The following is a 17,287-nucleotide window of genomic DNA, read 5'->3' on the forward strand; positions in this document are numbered from 1 at the left end:
ATAGGCGACTAAAGTCGCCGTTCGTTTTTCCTCCCTGCGCTAAAGCGACAGGGCTTCCAAACGTATCGAGGTATTTTCCGTGAGGGGGTAGCAATGGAAAAATAGCTTCTCTTCTATAACCCTTTGAGCTAAGATAGAAGTACCATCCCCAGCTGCCGGAAAACCACAGGCAGAACCAATGTTCGACCAACCAATGTTTCCCTATTGAAATCAAAGGGAGATGGGAAAACCAGACATGGCTCCTTTGATCCCACTCTCCCCAAGTTGTCCGTCGTTCTATAGTGCTGTTTCATTGCGATCGCATCAGCTGGTTCTATGATGCCCACCAACTCTCATTATATTCTCCTCGTCGATGACGATGCCAGCAATCTTTTTTTGTTGGAAGAAATTTTACAAGCAGAAGGCTACGAAGTGGTTTCTGCCTCCTCGGGCTATCAAGCTTTAGAATTTGCCCAAAAATCCCTCCCCGAACTGATCGTTCTCGATATTATGATGCCGGGGATGGATGGCTTTGAAGTTTGCCAGCACTTGCGCAACACCCCCAGCTTGCAAACCGTACCCATTATTTTCCTAACGGCTTTAGACGACGACAGCTCCCGCTTAAAAGGGTTGCAGGTCATGGGCGACGATTATTTAACCAAACCCATCGATACAGACCTGCTCCTGACGAAAATTGCCAGTACCCTTAGATTGTATCGCTTGCGCCAAAAAGCAACGCAAGTGGAAACTCGCCGTCAGGTAACCGAACAAGTCAAGCGGCAAATGGAAGCAGCTTGGACCATCAATCAGGCCCTTACGGAAAAATTCCGCTTGTTCGTGCCAGAAGCCCTGATGCAACGCATTGCCCCTAAAGGGGTAGAGTCCATTCAACTGGGCAATGCCACGGAAGAAGAAGTCAGCGTTTTGCTGTGCGATATTCGTGATTTTACCGCTATTACCGAAACCCAACCCCCCAGCGAGACCATTCACTGGCTCAACGAATTTTTCTCGCAAATGAGCCAAGCCATCGATGCCCATTCTGGATTTATTGATAAATTTATGGGGGATGCCTTGCTGGCAGTATTCGACCGCAACACCTGCCACGCCACCGATGCCCTACAAGCGGCTGCCACCATGCAGCAGCAAATTGCCGGGTTCAACCAAGACCACCAAGCCTATCACCTACAATCGCCCTTGCGCGTAGGGATTGGGATTCACACCGGCAAAGCCGCCATTGGCGCGTTGGGGTCGCAATTGCGTATGGAACCAACGGTGATTGGTGATGTGGTGAATACGGCGTCGCGCCTGGAACATTTAACCAAGGTGTACGGCTGTCCGTTAATTGCCAGCGAAACCACGATCGCTGCTTTGACAAATAAAGATGGCTTTTGTTATCGTTGGTTGGACCGGGTGATTCCTACAGGCAAACAAGAAGCTTTAGATTTATACGAGATTCTCGGTACTTCTGAGTATGTTCTCGATCCGATCAAAGTAGAAACCCAAGCCACTTACGAAGCCGCCGTAGAGGCTTGGCATCAGGGAAATTACGAACAAGCTTTGGCTACCTGGGAAAAAATATGCGATCGTCATCCCCAAGACCCAGTGGCTGCATATCATAAAAAGCGCTGTCAAGGTCAATTGCAAGCCCAGCAGCACCCAAAAGATTAACCAAATGTCAAGCAGTAATATAAATAAATTATAAAGATTTTCCGGTTTTTCCTAGAAAGTTACAGTTATAGTAGAGTAGGAATTGTAATGATTTTGTAAATCTGCTCGCCACCACCCCGAGTTAGAGCCTGCTTTTTTTGGTGGTTTGTGCGGTTATCTGGGAAACTGCCCCGTCAGATTTTACCCATTCTCAGGGATTTTACTGAAATCGGCTCCGTTCAAAATTCAAGCGTCTATCAAACTCTTACAGATTTCGCCATTTAAAAAAAGCGTTCAAAACCGGGTTTCTAAAGCATAAAGTCAGGTTTGCTAGAAACAATGACTGCATAGGTGGTTTTTGCGCGTCTCTAATTTCGACTAGAGGTGCCACTATAGTGGCATGGCTAGAACATTTCCATCTGCGTGCGTGGTTGAAATCTCCGAGAAAACACTGGTTGCAGGCATCGTTATGCTAAAAAAGTCCTCTTCATACATACTGCTCGTCGATGACGTTCCTAGCAATATCATGTTGCTAGAGAAAATCTTGCAAGATGCAGGATACACCACAGCATCCGCTTCTTCTGGCAAAGAGGCCTTAGCCATGGCTGAGAAGTCCAAACCCGCCTTAGTCTTGCTAGATGTCATGATGCCAGACATGGATGGGTTTGAAGTTTGTCAAAAGATGCGAACCACCAAAGACTTACAAACCATTCCAGTTATTTTCTTAACCGCCTTAGACGACGAGGAATCTCGTATCAAAGGTTTGCAAATGATGGGAGACGACTACCTAACCAAACCTATCCACATGGAACTATTGCTCGCCAAAGTTGCCAGTACGTTGCGGCTGCATCGAATACGCGAACAAGCAGCGGAGGTAGAAAGCCGCCAGCAACTACAAGCGCAAGTCAAGCGGCAAATGGATACCGCCTGGAAAATCAACCAATCTCTTGCAGAAAAATTCCACCTATTTGTTCCCGAACAACTGCTGCAGCGCATTGCCCCCAAAGGCGTTGACTCCATCCAACTCGGCAGCGCCAGGGAAGAAGAAATCAGCGTTCTCATCTGCGATATTCGCGGTTTTACCGCCATTACCGAATCCCAGCTGCCCAGCCAAACCCTCGCCTGGCTGAACGTCTTTTTTACCTCCATGCATCAAGCCATCGAACACAACCAGGGATTCATCGATAAATTCATGGGGGATGCCCTGATGGCAGTTTTTGAGGAAAAATCCTGCCATGCCAGCGATGCCGCCAACGCAGCCGTGATGATGCAGCAACAGCTGGCTCAGTTTAACCAACAGCGCGGCCTCTACAACCTGCAGCAACCCTTGCGGGTGGGAATTGGCATTCATACAGGCAACGCGGTCATGGGAACGGTGGGGTCTTCGCTGCGCATGGAACCGACGGTGATTGGTGATGTGGTTAACACCGCCTCCCGTTTGGAAGAGCTGACCAAACTATACCAGTGCAATACCATTGCCAGCGAAGCCACCATTAATCGCCTGCTGGGGATCGATAGCGATAACATCACCGTAGAGAATCGTTTTATGTACCGCTGGTTGGATTGCGTCATTCCCAACGGCAAACACCACAGCGTCAACTTATACGAACTGCTGGGCAATAGCGATTATGCGATTGAAAACAAGAAAATCAATACGCAACCCACCTATGAACTGGGGGTGAACGCTTGGCAATGCAAGGATTACCAAACGGCTTCCCAGTATTTCCAGCAAGTGGTCCACTGCGATCGCGAGGATGCCATCGCTGCCTACCACCTGCGTCGCTGCCAGCAACAGCTGGGATTTCCCCTGCCTAGGGATATGGAAGTTTAGCTAGGCGATAGCATGGCCACTCCCACCAATAGAACGCGTGAGATTCTCGCTTCGTTGGGTGTGCCTGTGAAGAGATTCGCGAACAGAGCTAGCCCATCCCCGGCGAACAGGAACCCTCGGCGAGCGTTTTTCCGCCCTGTGGTGGACGTATTTTTAATGGGGACCGCGCACGGGTCGCTTTTCATCCCTGCTGGGAAAGAGGCAGAGCTTTCAAGCTCCCGTCTTTATTTCGTAATGGGCCGCCCTAACGTGGTAATGTACAGGACAGCTTCGTCGATGGGAATGCCCAAAACTTCGTTGACTTGGTCGTCGAAAAAGCCAGCAATACCGCTGACGCCCAAGTTCAGGTAAATGGCTGCCAAATTGAGGCGCTGCCCCAGGTGACCGGCATCCAGATGCAGGTATCGATAAGCGCGATCGCCGTACTTTTCAATCGCTTTCGACAGATCGGCTGTGTGGAAAATTACCGCCGCTGCATCCTTGCCCAAATCTTGCCCCAAACAGAGATAGTGCAGGTCCTCGCGGAAGTTTTTAAAGCGAATTTGCCGCAATTCCTGGGCCTTGGGCGCGTAGTAGTAACAACCATCCTCCAAATCGCCGATTCCTTGTACGGCCAAAAACGTGGACACCAAACTTAAATCGAAATAATCCGGTTCTCGGTCGAAGCCCTGGGTGATGTAATCCTGGGGATGGTAGGTAAAATGCAGGACTCTACGCAGCTCTTCTAAAGAAATTTCTTCGCCACTGTAGCGTCGGGTGGAACGGCGCTTGAGAATAGTTTTTTCCAAATCTTGCAAATCCTCGCCCCAGTTGATGGGTTGGGTGGCGGTAGAGACTTTGGTACAAAAGGGAAAATTGTATTTGTCTGCCCGCTGTTCGGTTTCGCTGGTGGGTTTCCAGGAAAGTTTTGCGGGTTCGGTTTCGATTTGAGTTGCCTGGTGCAAAGCCGAGAGCAATTCGCCATCCGCCAAATCGGGATATTCGGTTTGGGAGAGAGAGGGCAAAGCCGTACGCACTGGGGGTAAATTTTGCTGCAACTCCAAGCGATCGGCAATGGCTGCCACCGCGATCGCGCCCTCTTGTTCCGCATTGAGAAACAGCAGGTTGTTTACCTGGCGATCGGCAAATCCGCCAATGAGGTGGGGGCGAAAATCCGCGATCGCACCAGCAAGTTCCAAATTCCCCAACAAATGACCGGTATCCAGCAAAATCCGACGGTAAGCTCTGTCTTCGTAGCGCCACTGGGAACGGAAAAATACCGAGGTCACCACCAGCGCCAGTTGGGTATCGGAAAGGGTGGGATACCAAAAACAAGCATTTTGCAACTGCTGCCAAACCTCGCTTTCCCAAAAATGCACCAAAGAATGGTTTTTGGGCTGGTAGTGGTACAACCCCGGTTTCATGTAGGCATGGCCCCGGGCAATTAAATAAATTTCCGCCGGATACAATCCCCCCGCCGAAGGTGCCGCGCGCAGGTACACCGGTTCGCCGGTAACCGTTTCCACCTTCGCCGTCAACCCGTAGGTTTCGTACAGCAAGCGCGACAACCGCTGCCACCAAATCTGTTCGCGATCGCCGCCCAATTCCGCTTGGGAAGTGTTGACGTAATCTTTCAACGATATGGTTGTACCAATTTTATACTCCTTAAACGGCGTTGGTTGTTGCGACCAATCCAGGGTTTTTTTGCGTTTTTGTAGGGTTTCGGGGTCGTATTTGGTGCGTTGGTGGTAGTGTTGGGCGATCGAAAAGTTGGTATTGGTCATAGCCATCTCCGCCAGCAAAATGGTTGGTTTTGGATTCGACTGATTTTTGCCGCTAGGTCTAGTCTAGCGATTTCCCAAGCGTGGAAACTTCTGCTGCTTTGGGAAAATGCCCAGGCAAGAATCTAAAGGGATCGTGAAATTTGCGTAATTTTTCTTTACACTTATCGTACATTTTTGCATGGGGGCTAGGCACAAATCTACAATAAACGTTCGCCCGTTGCCGGCGAAGCAGTGGGTGCCCTGGCATCTGGTTTGTTCGTCAATGACTGCAGTTGATATGCCACATGTGAACGTAAAGGAATTGCTTGATGAATATGCCCAAGGAAAACGAGATTTTCGGGGGATGGAACTAAGGGAAGCCAATTTGTTTGAGGCAGATTTGCGCCGCATCAACTTGCAAGGCAGCCAGTTACAGAGGGTTTATTTCCCCTATGCCAAACTTTCCTATGCCGATTTTTCCCACGCAGATTTGTACCAAGCCCAGCTGGGGGATGCCTTGCTCCACCATGTGGATTTTTCCCACGCGCGCCTGGTGGGGGCGAATCTCTGCCGGGCTAGTTTGCGCTACGCCAACCTCCGCGGTGCTGATTTGCGGGGGGCTAACTTGCAACGGGCGAATTTGTACCGAGCCGATCTAACCAATGCCAATCTCAGCGACGCCGACTTAAGCCGCGCCAATTTGGAACGCGCCCACCTCACTGGAGCTATTCTTGCCGGCAGCAATTTTTTCCAAGCGCGCCTGGTAGATTTTACTGGTACCTACCCCGATGCGAGAACCCGCTATCCAGATGGCTATTTCCAGGGCAAGCTTTCTTGAAGGGATTGGCAAAACAATTTATGTCCAAGACCGGAAAAAGGTATAGGTCTCCCAATTGCTGGCGGTGCGGGCTTCGATGTCTTCCAGTTGGGCGTTGGTGAGGGGTTGAAACTGACGGGCGGTTTCCACGTTGGCTTGCAACTGTTCGGGGGTTTCCGCAGCTACGATCGCACCGCTGACGCCGGGTTGGGAAAGGGTATAGCCCAGGGCTTCGTGCATGCCTTCGAGTACCCCTGGTTGCAACAAACGTCCGTAAGCAGGGACTTTCATGGCGATCGCGGCTACCCCCTGTTTTTGGGCAACGGGGAGTACTCGGGTGGTGAAGGAGCGGGGATGGTGTTTTTCGGCGGCGTTCACGGGAATCAGGGTGACGTCAAAGGGATAGCGTCGCAGAGCATCGGCAATCACATCCGGTTCGTGGTGCCCGGTAATGCCGCTAAAGCGTACCAATCCTTGTTCTTGTGCCTCTTCTATGGCTTGGGCAGCGCCGTTGGCACCCAAAATGGTATCTACTTCTTCGGGGAAGGAAACGTGGTGCAGTTGCCACAGGTCGATGGTTTCTACGTTGAGTCGCCGCAGCGATCGCTCCAGTTCCCGCCAGGCACCATCGCGATCGCGTTTGGCGGTTTTGGTGGCGATCGAGGCTTCTGATTGGCGAGAGGGGAGGAATTTTCCCAAATAGCCTTCGCTGGGTCCGTAGCTGGCGGCGGTATCGAAGTAGCGAATCCCCAATGCCCAAGCTTTTTCTAAAATTGCGATCGCTTCTGCTTCGTGGTTGTCCCAGGAAAGGGGGGTTTTGCCAGCACCGCCCAATCCCAACACTGGTATGGTGACACCGGTACGACCCAACGCTCGCATGGGCATGGCAGTAGGGGAATTGGATTGGTTGGTGGCTGGGTTGGTGGGGCTGCTTGCGGACATTTCCTGGTGGGAGTTTCCTTTAGCAACAATAACGCCGCCTGTCAAGCCGGCCAAGGCCAGCAAAAAACGACGTCTGGCAATTCTCCGATTCACGCGAAACCTCCAAATTAGCGAGTCTGGCAGCTGGAACGAACACAGGTTTTGACTGGCAAACGTTCAAAATTCCGTATTTCTACGGGTGGTAAAATTTAATATTTATTATATAATAAGAGGCAGCAGCATTCAACGTTCGTTCTTGAACCTGTATCGGGTATGCTTGGTTGGACCGTGGGTTGGGCGATCGCCGTGAGGAGATATCGCCGCAAAACCAAGCTATACCTGCCACACAGTCAGCGCGTGACGGTGCTGCCTATCAGTAGAAAACGACGCATCTGAAAAACTAAATATGTCGGCAATACAAGAACAAGCCTTTGTACTTGTACGTTCGCTCTACGCCGTTTATAGCGTGCTGCCGAAGCCTTACCCCATTCCCTTCTTCTTAGAAAAATTGGGAAATGGCATCGCCCACGTTCCGCAGTGGATCCAAGCGATCGGTTAGGCTCAGGGTAGACGCCGTAGGAGCAGATGGTACAGAAAACCCCCCGAGCGCCGTGCTTGGGGGGTTCTCCAGTTTCCAAAAGAAGGCTTGTTCTTAGTTTTGCATGGGACTTTCTAAGGCGCTAAGGCATTGCCCCGCAGCAGGCTACCTACAGTTTTAGCGGTAATTTTTAACTGCACCAAAGGATTGGCAGGAACCACAGTTTTGTACAGGTAGCTATCAAAGGTGAGCCTTTGCACATCTAGGTCGGAACACATTTCCACAAAGGCTTCCCGGGTGGCGTCGGAACGGTAAAAGACCCGTTGCAACAGATCCAGCACTTTGTAGGTCATGCCGTATTTCCGATCCCAGCGTTGCAGGTACAGTTTTAGTTCGTCTTCCCTGGGAATGCGCTTGCCACCTTCAGAAACTTCTACAATGGTTTCGGCACACATGCGGCCGGATTTGGCAGCGAAATAAATGCCTTCCCCGGAAGACTTGGTCACCGTTCCGGCAGCATCACCAACCAAAGCCACGCGACCGCGCACCCGCCGGGGGCGAGGATGTTCGGGAATGGGGTGGGCTTCTACTTTAATAATTTGCCCGTCTACCAGACGATTGGCTGCCCGGGCGCGAATGCCAGCTTGCAGGTCTTTGATTTTGGCTTTGTTTGCCTTCATGGTGCCGGTGCCCACGGCTACGTGGTCGTATTTGGGGAAGACCCAAGCATAGAAGTCTGGGGAAACGTCGTTGCCCACGTACATCTCCGCCAGGTCTTGGTAGTAGTTCATTTGCTCTTCGGGCAGGCGCATGCGCTCTTGGAACGCGATCGCGTAGTTGTAATCCCCCGCTTCAATCGCCTTCGCAACCCGAGAGTTGGCACCATCGGCACCCACCACCATATCCACTTGCAAGCTGTTGACGGTGCCGTCGTGCTGGCCGTTGCTGTGGTCGATATAGTGTAATGTATAGGGTTCGGTATCGCTATTGGGGATATCTAGTTTGTTAATGGTGCCGTTAATCAGGTGGGCACCCAATTTGGCAGCGCGATCGCGCAGGAAGCTATCCAAAACTTCCCGGCGGCACATGCCAATATATTCATCTTCTTTGGGTAGGTGAATATCAACCTGGATGTTGGAAGGCGAGATCATTTTCATGTTTCTCACCTTGCGGTCGATAATCTCCGGGGGTAAGTCAAACTCACCTACCATGCACAACGGAATAGCGCCACCACAGGGTTTGGCGTTATCGAGTTTGCGCTCGAATAGGTAAGTTTCTATACCGGCTTTTGCTAAGATCTCAGCCGTCGAAGAACCGGCTGGACCTCCGCCAACAACAGCAACCCTCAGTACCAAAATATTCTCCCAAATGCTTGCTTATACAACCTGGAAACGTATGGTAGCACGGCTTTTTGCTTCCCTTAATCGTTTGGGGGGATTTGTGAAAAAAATGAAACACAGTTTTACATTTTTTTACATTATATCGGGGTAAGATTCTATAAAAGATTGAGAAATATGTAGCAAACACCGGATGGAACTTCCATGAAAAAAACCCCTTTGCTCGGGCGAAAGGGGTTTCATCAACGCGGTTTGCCACCGATTAAATATTTTTGCCATTCTTGGTGCTTGCCACTTTTAATGTATTTGTCCACTTCAAAATAGAGACTGCTGTGGGGTTTTCGCGGGCGTTGCCGCAACGGCATGTCAGCTTCTTCCGGGGTACGGCTACCTTTTTTGACGTTACAGCGCACGCAGGCGGTGACGATGTTTTCCCACTGTTCGCCACCACCGCGCGATCGCGGCACCACGTGGTCGAGGGTCAAATCGTTACCGGAATAGCCGCAATATTGGCAGGCATTGCCATCGCGATAAAGGATATTGCGCCGGGTCAGCGGAATATCCTTATAAGGAACCCGGACATAGTATCGCAACCGAATCACGGTCGGTAACGGAAAGTCCGGGTAAACACTTTTGCCATTGTATTCAATTTTTTCCGCTTTGCCTTTAAGAACGAGCACCACTGCCCTACGCCAACTGGTAATATTAAGTGGCTCGTACGAGGCATTGAGCACAAGAACCTTTGCCATCAATCGCTTCTGGTGTACGTTTCCACTGAAAAACCTTCTCTGAATGGTAGCACAGCTATATCTTTCTCTGGGAATGGGCTTTCCCCAAACAGAGCAATTGAAGGTTGGCCTGAAAATCCACCCATCACCATCCAAAAAACTTCGGGGCGAACGGTGTCCGCCCCGCATATCACATTTGAGACCTTATGTCAATCCTTCTTGACAGATGTTGTGGCCGGCATCTGCCCAGACTTTTATTCTAGGTGGCTGCGCAGCATCCAGGCATTTTTCTCGTGAACGCTCATGCGCTGGGTCAGCAAGTCAACAGTGGACTCGTCGCCGGCTTGTTCTGCTTTTTGCAGGGTTTCCCGCGCTGTGCGAATGACCGTTTCGTTGGCTTCTACCAACAGGCGAATCATTTCTTCTGCCTTGGGAACGCCTTCGGTTTCGGAAATAGAAGATAGTTTGATGAATTCTGCATAGGTTCCCGGTGCAGGAAATCCGAGGGAACGAATGCGTTCGGCAATTTCATCAACTGCGGTCGCCAGTTCGGTATACTCTTGCTCAAATAGGGTGTGCAAGGTATTGAACATGGGACCGGTGACGTTCCAGTGGAAGTTGTGGGTTTTGAGATAGAGGGTGTAGGTGTCGGCGAGCATTTTGGACAGACCTTCAGCAATGGCCTGACGGTCTGGTTCGCTCAATCCAACGTTGATGGGGGCTTTGGTTTGTTCGGGCATAAATGCCTCCTCGTTAATTTCTAGTACAGATAGCAACGACAAAAACTTTTCCCAGCAGAGATGGCTGATGGATCCATCTCCATCATGCCATGTGCATGTTTAACACCGAGCGAGGCGCGCGGCGGATGCGACAGCGAATGGTCTCTTTGCCTAAGCGTTGGTGCGCTTCAAAACGATGGCAGCCGGAAAATCCGTAGTATTCTCCGTCTACTTCCAAGATTTCGATCGGTTCTTGCAAACCAATTTCGGCAATGGATTCCATTAAAGCTTCGACTTTGGCATTGTCCGTAGCTCGCGGCAGGGGACGCTTGATTCGATTGAGAGGAATTTCTTCGACCCGCATGCTTGAGTGCTACCTCCTGTTGCCGTTTGCAACCTTCAATCGGATTGTACTCATAATGACTTCGAGTTGCAAGTTTTTCCCCAAAAAATTGCGATCGCTTTTTCCACTGCCAAAAATCCCCCGCGTCTGGTACCATATACAGCTGGGTAAAGGGCGTTAGGGACCGTTCATGACCATTTCCACCATTGTCAAACAGACCGTCGCCGTTGCGGGTAGCATGTCTGGGAACTGGCACCAGATAGCCGTTCGCTGCATTCGCACTACCCTGTCGGTGGGCACCATGGTCGCCGTCGGTTGGGCAGCCACCGCCACGCGATCGCACGGGGCAGAAAACATAGAACTAGAAGTGGGCATCGTGCAGCATTTTGGTCAAAAAGCCAGCGACGAACTCACCCTCAAATCTCCCGGCGGGCAGCTAACCTTAAAATTTACCGGTGGCAATGGTGAAACCAAAACCCTAACCACTGCCGAAGTCACCATTGAGATGGGCACCACAGAGCTATCGCCACCGCTGGTCCAAGAACGGGTTGTCCTCTCCAGCCACCGCAGCTTTGAAAGCGCCGAAGAAAGTGCCAACAACTGGCGCGATCGCGGCATTGAAGTAGAATTAGCCCACCCAGCGAACATCTGGCAAGTGTGGGCAAAACGAGAAATTTACAATACCCCTTTACTGCGACGCCTGCTTTTAGAAAACCTACAAGCCAAAGGTCACGAACTCCCCAGCCTCGATACCCAATCCTTTCAAAAAATCCATACCCCCTCCTGGGTGGTGGGGAACTACCGCTACCACCGCCGCCACCTGGATATTACCTCCAGCAGCAATCGCATCCGCGTTATCCAAGCAGAAGGCGATCGCAACTACGTCTACCCCGGCAGCCTCACCCTGCAACCCGACGCCTACGGCAGCTATACCCTCGTCAACCACGTACCGTTGGCATCCTACTTGCGGGGGGTGGTTCCCTACGAAATCGGCAGTCAAGCCCCCTATGCCGCCATCGAAGCGCAAGCGGTGATTGCCAGAACCTACGCCCTGCGAAACCTGCGCCGCTTCCAAATTGACGATTACCAGCTGTGTGCCGACACCCACTGTCAGGTATACCGGGGATTGACCGCCGCCACCCCCACCACCGACCGCGCCATCCAAGCCACCCGGGGATTGGTGCTAACCTACCAAAACGAACTCATCGATGCCCTGTACTTTTCCACCAGCGGCGGCGTCACGGCTCCCTATAGCGATGTTTGGCCCGGTCGCGTGGACCGTCCTTACCTGCAAGCGGTGGTAGACTCCACCAGCGGTGCTTGGAATTTATCCCGTCAAGATTTGTCGGATGAAGAAACCTTTCGCCGTTTTATCAATACCAAAAAAGGATTTAACGAATCGGGAAGGCGCTTGTTTCGCTGGCGGGAGAAAACCTCCCTCGAAGAGATGGCGGAATTTTTGCAAAAATACCTCCAACGCCACAAACAACCCAACCACGATTTTGAAAGCATCCAGAAAGTAGAAATTACCGAGCGATCGCGCGCTGGTCGGGTGGTAGAAATGGAAGTACAAACCGACAGCGGTCCCATCTCCATCCCCGCCGATGAAATCCGCAACGCCTTTTACCCGCCCATCAGCACCTTGTTTTATATCAAACCCATTCGCAACCAAAAAGAGCAATTGCAAGGGTACGAATTCATTGGTGGCGGATTCGGACATGGGGTAGGGTTAAGTCAGTACGGTGCCTACCATCTCGCCAACCTGGGATGGTCCAGTGCGGAAATTTTAGCATTTTACTACCCCGGTACCCAGCTGCAACCTTTGAGCGAAGATATTGTTTTTTGGTCGGGCAACTAGCATTTTCACAGGCGTTGGAGAATGTTGGTGCCGTGGGTATCGGTACCGCAGGTGTTGAACAAGCCATATCGACGGCTGAGTTGCTTGACCTGGTGGGTGGGTTTGGGGGTGGGTTTCCAGGGAGAAGGATTGCCATAGGCATAGTAAGCTTCTACCCCATCAAATCCCAGACGATAGGCTTCTGGAATTAACGCTTCTACAGAGGCACCTCGATAGCGCGCTGGATGCGCCAATACCGCCAAACCACCGGCTGTATGAATGGCTGCTACTACGCGATCGGCTTGATAGGCACTGCCAGTCACCGCTTCTCCTTGCTGGTAGGGTTGCAGGGCCCTGTGGTCGGGATCGAAGCCGTAACCGAGAATGTGAACTTCCGTTCCCAACAAGCCAGCATTGATTTCAATGCCAGACCAAAGCAGGGGCAAGTTGGATTGGCCATCTCCGTGGTGGTGTTTTGCTGCTTGGGTTTGCCTTTGTTCTTGCAACCAACGTTGGGCCGCACGATACCCACCTGTGGTGTGGTGATCGGTAATCGCCAATCCTTGCAAACCGATGTCAACAGCCTGCTGCATTATTTCCGAAGGCAGTAACTGCCCGTCGGAATATACGGTGTGCATGTGGAAATTGTAGTGTAGGGGACAGCTATTTTCCTGTAGGGTTTGAAATACTGTTTTTAGCGTGGATGCGTTTGCTTGGGGGCGATTGAAAATCTGGTCTTGGGCAAACGGTGCCTCAGCAAAAGGTACGTACATAGTTTCTGTCCGTGCAACTGCTTATTTTTACAAACTTGGCACTCTAGCTGGTTCGCTCTAATGTCTGAATTGTCCTCGGCAAAAGCGATGTGGCAATTGGCCAGCTTGGGGAAAAGTCGTTTTTGACGTTCCCCTTCAATTTGTTACGGAAGTTTACATTTTGATAGTACCCCAATTCCGATCGAAATTGCACCTGTTTATCGAGATTTTTGGGAAAAAGTCTCATTTGTCTTGTTAATGATTCGATTCATCTTTGGTTAGGGTTCCCCTCAAGACAGCAATAGAGACCCCAACATTTCAAAATAGGGCAAAAAGTCTTTTTTATGGTTTGCCAATTTCTATCTGAGTTAATTTTCGAGGGAGATCCGGTATTTTCACCATGCTGTACGTTTCTTTTAGGAAAAATTTGCCCCAATCTGCCCGAAAAAACCCCTTTCGTTCCCAATTTTGCTTGGAAATTGAATTTGCGGTGGCCTGCGAAATTACCGTTTTGTTCGGATCGTCGGGATGCGGAAAAAGTTCCACCCTCAAAGCGATCGCGGGTTTGTTGCCCCCAGATAGCGGGAAGATTGTGGTGGGCGGGCAAACTCTATTTGACGATCGCAGTGGGATGGATTTACCTCCCCACCAGCGACAAATCGGCTATGTATTTCAGGAATATGCCCTGTTTCCCCACATGAGCGTTGCCCAGAATATTGGCTTTGCCTTGCACCGCTGGTCAAAATCGCGCCAGCGCCAGCGTATTGAAGAACTCGCCCAAATGTTAGAAATCCAAGACTTGTTAACGTTTTCCGTACAAAAACTTTCCGGCGGTCAAGCCCAGCGGGTCGCGATCGCGAGAGCTTTGGCTGCCTATCCGCGCATGTTGCTGTTAGACGAACCTTTCAGCGCCCTTAACGACGAACTGCGATCGCCCTTGCGCAAACAGTTAAAAAATATACAACAAAAATTTCAAATTCCAGTTATCTTAGTGACCCACTCCAAAGCCGAAGCCATGGAAATTGGCGATTCGCTAATTGTTTTATCTCAAGGAAAAGTGGTTGCCCGCGGCAACCCCACTCATTTGTTAGATAACCGTTCTTACGATTTAATGCCCGATCTTGGTTGGGGGTGATGAGGGGTATCGGAGCATGGGAGAAAACAACCAATTATATCTCCCACGCTCGATACACTCGGTACGGTTCCAAAATTCATTCTTGATTGTTGCGAAACTGGGAAGCAAGTTGTAACAGACGGGACCAGCGTTTTTGGACTTGCTTGGGGGTACATTGGAGGGTCTCGGCGATTTCGCGATCGCTAGATTTTTGAGATTTGAATTGGATTAGCTGGCGATCGTTGGGAGAAAGTTGGGATAGAAATTGCTTCCATTGGCTGGCTGACATCCCCAAATTTTGCTCCAAATCGGCACCCAACCATTGGTGAACCAATTTCCAATTGGAAGAACGGGCGAATTTTTCCACGTGGTATTTAAATCGCTGCTGCAAGTAATCCCGTTTGCGCGGAGAAAGGTTGAGAATTTCGTCAATTTCCGACGCTGGCAAATCTTGTAATTTTAACGCCAAATAATCGATACAATCCTCTTGTCCTTGTTCGCGCAAATATTCAATTAAAGCTTGAATGACGCGATCGCGCAGTACCCCTTCCGCCGGGTCTTTGGTATCGGCAACCATAGCCGCACGAACCTGCTGCATGGCGCTAGAGCGACTTTGAGCTTCCTCTTCCTCATCTTTAGAAGATTCCCCAGCCAGTTCCATATCCAAAGTGGTTTCCGGCGGTTGCCCTTGAGCGAATTCTTGGGCGCGGAGCAAAATTAACTGCTGGCTGCGGCGTCCCGGCAACCCAATGCGGCGTTTGGCATACTGTTCCGTAAAGCTCATGTATTCCGCCAGCGCCAGTCGCGTACGAGGGGTGTAATCCTCCGGCATTTCGTGTTCCCGGCGGAAAGCTCGTAGGGATTCAATGTAGAACCCTTGCAGAAAATCTTCAATCAAATTGTAGCGACCTTGGAAACCCAAATTAGAGCGTAAAGGCGCAATGTGGCGGTAAACAATCGCACTGAGGTGGCTGTGCAACTCCGAACGACCGGTAACCGAACCCAAATTGTAGTAGGTCAGGCATTTTTGCAAGCGGTGGCGGGCTAATTTGAGCTGCCAGGCATAGATTTCCCCAGAATTTTGAATGCGATCGCTGTGCCGGCAGATTCGTTCCACCTCCCGGGCAATGCGTATCGCCAGCTCGCGAATTTGGCGGTGAGACGCCTTGGTAGAGGATTGCAACTGGCGCACCAACGTTTTAGCCAGTTCTGGATTTTCCACCCCCGGAAATTCCGTTGATGGCGTTTCCGAAGTGCTTGGGGAGGCAGAGGCGGCGGCTGGGTTGGGTTCCCCTCGCGTGTTGGCGGCAAAATTTTGGTTGTAGTTGCGGTCTTGAGCTAGTTTAACGTTCATAATTTAGCGATCGGGTGATGACCCACGATGAGTAGACTGCATAACAGTTGGACTTTGTTGCTAGGGTGGCTCAGAACCAGTTATTATTGTTTGGTTCTGGCTGTACCATGCACTTATCCATCTGTCTTTACCTCAAATCTATCGGGCGAACATAGACGGTGGAAGCCAGAGGTTGCCACTATCGCTACTGTTTGATGCCCTAGGTTGACACTTACAGCACAGGTCCTAGGCACAACTGTGATGCGGTTGGGTTTTTCCTCGATCCCCTCCCAAAGCCAAAAACACCACCAATCAAGGGGGTTGACTATCAAATGGTTGCTCGTACCAGCGAACGTTACCGCAAATCGGAAAACAGAAATTCCCACGGACAGTTGGTTAACTGGCTATCTGGGAACTGTGCCAGCTAGCATGCTGTCCACCCAATCAAATATTCATAGAAAATGCCACCGGCAAAATCATGGCACGATTTCCAGAGATGCCAACTTGCCGGTTTGGTTCCTATACAGCTTCAAACTCCGACACGGAATCTGCACTGGCAATACCCAAAGCGTGAAATCTGAGCCAGAACCCCTACTTTGTCAAGCTCAGCACAAGCTGTAATTCCCTTTGTCAATAGGGATGGTTAAAATGAAGTTTGTGGTTTTTACGTGTCGGATTGGGTATTACAGGTTCAGGACACAAGCCCTTCGACCAGCTCAGGACAAGCCTGAAAAAATTTACAAACAATAGCCAATTGTTCCGGACAATCTCCAAATTTGCTGTAAAATCGAAGATTTTGTCCCCAAAAAAATTGCTTTTGTCGGCGGCAAATCTCGGAAATGGCATCTACTAACCAATCTGAGCTACCAAATCGGCAGCGTCTTCCCATCCCAATCCCTTGCGGACAATTTCCACTTCATCGCCAGTCAAATCGATAATGGTAGACACTTGAGTTCCCTGTTCCTGTTCGTTATCCACAATCACATCCACCAATTTTTCCAGTTCGTCAAACAAATCCATTCGTTGCAAAAAGGGAATATCGTGGTATTTGGTCAGTTCGGGAGGTAGGGGATGGGCGGATGTGGAAATCATAGGACTGCCCAAAGCCTTTAAAAGGGCTTGACAAACATGGCTATCGGGAATACGAATCCCAGTAGTTTTGCGTTTGGGATCCATGACTATTTTGGGAACTTGCTTGGTGGCAGGTAGCAGAAAGGTATATGGACCAGGAACCAAATTCCGCATGATGCGATAGGAGATATCGGAAACCTGGGCGTAGGCGGCTGTATTCGAGATGGAACTACAAAGAAACGTCAGTGGTTTGTCGTTAGACAGTCGTTTGATGCGTCTAACTCTTTCAACGGCGGATTTGACGTTAATATCACAGCCAATGGCGTAAACGGTATCGGTAGGATAGAGTACGATCGCCCCGTTACGCAGTTCGCTGACAATGCGATCGATGGTATAGATTTGAGGGGTTTCTGGATGAATTGTATATTTGGTAGCCATAAGAGAAGTCTCCACCGGAGATCGATAAATAATATCTATAGCAATCCTAATGGAAGGTCAGCACCCCCCGGCTGAAGCACGGGGGCTTCATGCCTCCAGCTTCAGGTAGCTGACCAGCCTAAGCCCTTTGGGGGCTACGT

The 17,287-nt window shown here is 50.5% G+C and carries 16 protein-coding genes; 6 read left to right on the forward strand and 10 right to left on the reverse strand.

Annotated features, from left to right (window positions below; all coding sequences use genetic code 11):
* Positions 1-190: hypothetical protein (locus tag AS151_RS22430; RefSeq protein WP_211517496.1), on the reverse strand; the 190-nt coding region annotated here is incomplete at its 3' end.
* Between the two features lie 125 nt (positions 191-315).
* Between AS151_RS22430 and AS151_RS02335 the strand changes: the two genes are divergently transcribed.
* Both AS151_RS02335 and AS151_RS02340 read left to right on the forward strand, forming a co-directional pair.
* Positions 316-1,647, forward strand: coding sequence for a response regulator (locus AS151_RS02335; protein WP_071515464.1), 1,332 nt, complete (start codon positions 316-318; stop codon positions 1,645-1,647).
* Between the two features lie 448 nt (positions 1,648-2,095).
* On the forward strand, positions 2,096-3,457 hold the full coding sequence (locus AS151_RS02340) for a response regulator (protein ID WP_071515465.1): 1,362 nt from the start codon (positions 2,096-2,098) through the stop codon (positions 3,455-3,457).
* A gap of 224 nt (positions 3,458-3,681) precedes the next feature.
* Here AS151_RS02340 and AS151_RS02345 read toward each other — a convergent pair whose 3' ends face one another.
* Positions 3,682-5,220 carry a SagB/ThcOx family dehydrogenase gene (locus tag AS151_RS02345; RefSeq protein WP_071515466.1) on the reverse strand — a complete coding sequence of 513 codons (1,539 nt, stop codon included), beginning with the start codon at positions 5,218-5,220 and terminating at the stop codon, positions 3,682-3,684.
* 262 nt (positions 5,221-5,482) lie between these two features.
* Between AS151_RS02345 and AS151_RS02350 the strand changes: the two genes are divergently transcribed.
* Entirely contained in the window at positions 5,483-6,037 is a 555-nt protein-coding gene (locus tag AS151_RS02350) for a pentapeptide repeat-containing protein (RefSeq protein ID WP_244532833.1), read from the forward strand.
* Positions 6,038-6,055: 18 nt separating this feature from the next.
* Here AS151_RS02350 and AS151_RS02355 read toward each other — a convergent pair whose 3' ends face one another.
* Positions 6,056-7,051, reverse strand: a complete 996-nt coding sequence (locus tag AS151_RS02355) for an aldo/keto reductase (protein WP_071515467.1) — start codon at positions 7,049-7,051, stop codon at positions 6,056-6,058.
* A gap of 292 nt (positions 7,052-7,343) precedes the next feature.
* Between AS151_RS02355 and AS151_RS21875 the strand changes: the two genes are divergently transcribed.
* Positions 7,344-7,496: a hypothetical protein gene (locus AS151_RS21875; RefSeq protein ID WP_170861287.1), complete on the forward strand. Its 153-nt coding sequence runs from the start codon at positions 7,344-7,346 to the stop codon at positions 7,494-7,496.
* A 113-nt stretch (positions 7,497-7,609) separates the two neighbouring features.
* Here the strand turns inward: AS151_RS21875 and chlP are convergent, their stop codons facing one another.
* From chlP to AS151_RS02375, 4 genes are all read right to left on the reverse strand, one after another.
* Positions 7,610-8,830, reverse strand: a complete 1,221-nt coding sequence (chlP, locus tag AS151_RS02360) for a geranylgeranyl reductase (protein WP_071515468.1) — start codon at positions 8,828-8,830, stop codon at positions 7,610-7,612.
* A gap of 224 nt (positions 8,831-9,054) precedes the next feature.
* Positions 9,055-9,561: an HNH endonuclease gene (locus AS151_RS02365; protein ID WP_071515469.1), complete on the reverse strand. Its 507-nt coding sequence runs from the start codon at positions 9,559-9,561 to the stop codon at positions 9,055-9,057.
* A 233-nt stretch (positions 9,562-9,794) separates the two neighbouring features.
* A complete protein-coding gene (locus AS151_RS02370) occupies positions 9,795-10,280 on the reverse strand; it encodes a Dps family protein (RefSeq protein ID WP_071515470.1) in 486 nt (161 codons plus the stop codon).
* Between the two features lie 82 nt (positions 10,281-10,362).
* Complete coding sequence (locus tag AS151_RS02375; RefSeq protein ID WP_071515471.1) at positions 10,363-10,623, reverse strand: sulfiredoxin; 261 nt, start codon at positions 10,621-10,623, stop codon at positions 10,363-10,365.
* 169 nt (positions 10,624-10,792) lie between these two features.
* On the opposite strand from AS151_RS02375, the gene AS151_RS02380 reads away from it, so the two are divergent.
* Positions 10,793-12,460, forward strand: a complete 1,668-nt coding sequence (locus tag AS151_RS02380) for a SpoIID/LytB domain-containing protein (protein WP_244532834.1) — start codon at positions 10,793-10,795, stop codon at positions 12,458-12,460.
* Between the two features lie 5 nt (positions 12,461-12,465).
* Here the strand turns inward: AS151_RS02380 and AS151_RS02385 are convergent, their stop codons facing one another.
* Entirely contained in the window at positions 12,466-13,212 is a 747-nt protein-coding gene (locus AS151_RS02385) for a PHP domain-containing protein (protein ID WP_071515472.1), read from the reverse strand.
* 406 nt (positions 13,213-13,618) lie between these two features.
* Between AS151_RS02385 and AS151_RS02390 the strand changes: the two genes are divergently transcribed.
* The gene (locus AS151_RS02390; RefSeq protein WP_071515478.1) at positions 13,619-14,326 is read left to right on the forward strand and encodes an ATP-binding cassette domain-containing protein; all 708 of its coding nucleotides are present in this window, start codon (positions 13,619-13,621) and stop codon (positions 14,324-14,326) included.
* A 76-nt stretch (positions 14,327-14,402) separates the two neighbouring features.
* Here AS151_RS02390 and AS151_RS02395 read toward each other — a convergent pair whose 3' ends face one another.
* Positions 14,403-15,659, reverse strand: coding sequence for a HetZ-related protein (locus AS151_RS02395; protein ID WP_071515473.1), 1,257 nt, complete (start codon positions 15,657-15,659; stop codon positions 14,403-14,405).
* 828 nt (positions 15,660-16,487) lie between these two features.
* On the reverse strand, positions 16,488-17,147 hold the full coding sequence (locus AS151_RS02405; protein WP_071515475.1) for an L-threonylcarbamoyladenylate synthase: 660 nt from the start codon (positions 17,145-17,147) through the stop codon (positions 16,488-16,490).
* Between the last annotated feature and the right edge of the window lie 140 nt (positions 17,148-17,287).

The sequence above is a fragment of the Geitlerinema sp. PCC 9228 genome, from assembly GCF_001870905.1.
Lineage (GTDB): Bacteria > Cyanobacteriota > Cyanobacteriia > Cyanobacteriales > PCC-9228 > PCC-9228.

Coding starts and splice junctions, on each gene's coding strand:
- AS151_RS02375 (WP_071515471.1), bottom strand. CDS start 10,623: ATGCGGGTCGAAGAAATTCCTCTCAATCGAATCAAGCGTCCCCTGCCG.
- AS151_RS02385 (WP_071515472.1), bottom strand. CDS start 13,212: ATGTACGTACCTTTTGCTGAGGCACCGTTTGCCCAAGACCAGATTTTC.
- AS151_RS02395 (WP_071515473.1), bottom strand. CDS start 15,659: ATGAACGTTAAACTAGCTCAAGACCGCAACTACAACCAAAATTTTGCC.
- AS151_RS02370 (WP_071515470.1), bottom strand. CDS start 10,280: ATGCCCGAACAAACCAAAGCCCCCATCAACGTTGGATTGAGCGAACCA.
- AS151_RS02345 (WP_071515466.1), bottom strand. CDS start 5,220: ATGACCAATACCAACTTTTCGATCGCCCAACACTACCACCAACGCACC.
- AS151_RS02350 (WP_244532833.1), top strand. CDS start 5,483: ATGACTGCAGTTGATATGCCACATGTGAACGTAAAGGAATTGCTTGAT.
- AS151_RS02335 (WP_071515464.1), top strand. CDS start 316: ATGATGCCCACCAACTCTCATTATATTCTCCTCGTCGATGACGATGCC.
- AS151_RS02340 (WP_071515465.1), top strand. CDS start 2,096: ATGCTAAAAAAGTCCTCTTCATACATACTGCTCGTCGATGACGTTCCT.
- AS151_RS02405 (WP_071515475.1), bottom strand. CDS start 17,147: ATGGCTACCAAATATACAATTCATCCAGAAACCCCTCAAATCTATACC.
- AS151_RS02380 (WP_244532834.1), top strand. CDS start 10,793: ATGACCATTTCCACCATTGTCAAACAGACCGTCGCCGTTGCGGGTAGC.
- AS151_RS02365 (WP_071515469.1), bottom strand. CDS start 9,561: ATGGCAAAGGTTCTTGTGCTCAATGCCTCGTACGAGCCACTTAATATT.
- AS151_RS21875 (WP_170861287.1), top strand. CDS start 7,344: ATGTCGGCAATACAAGAACAAGCCTTTGTACTTGTACGTTCGCTCTAC.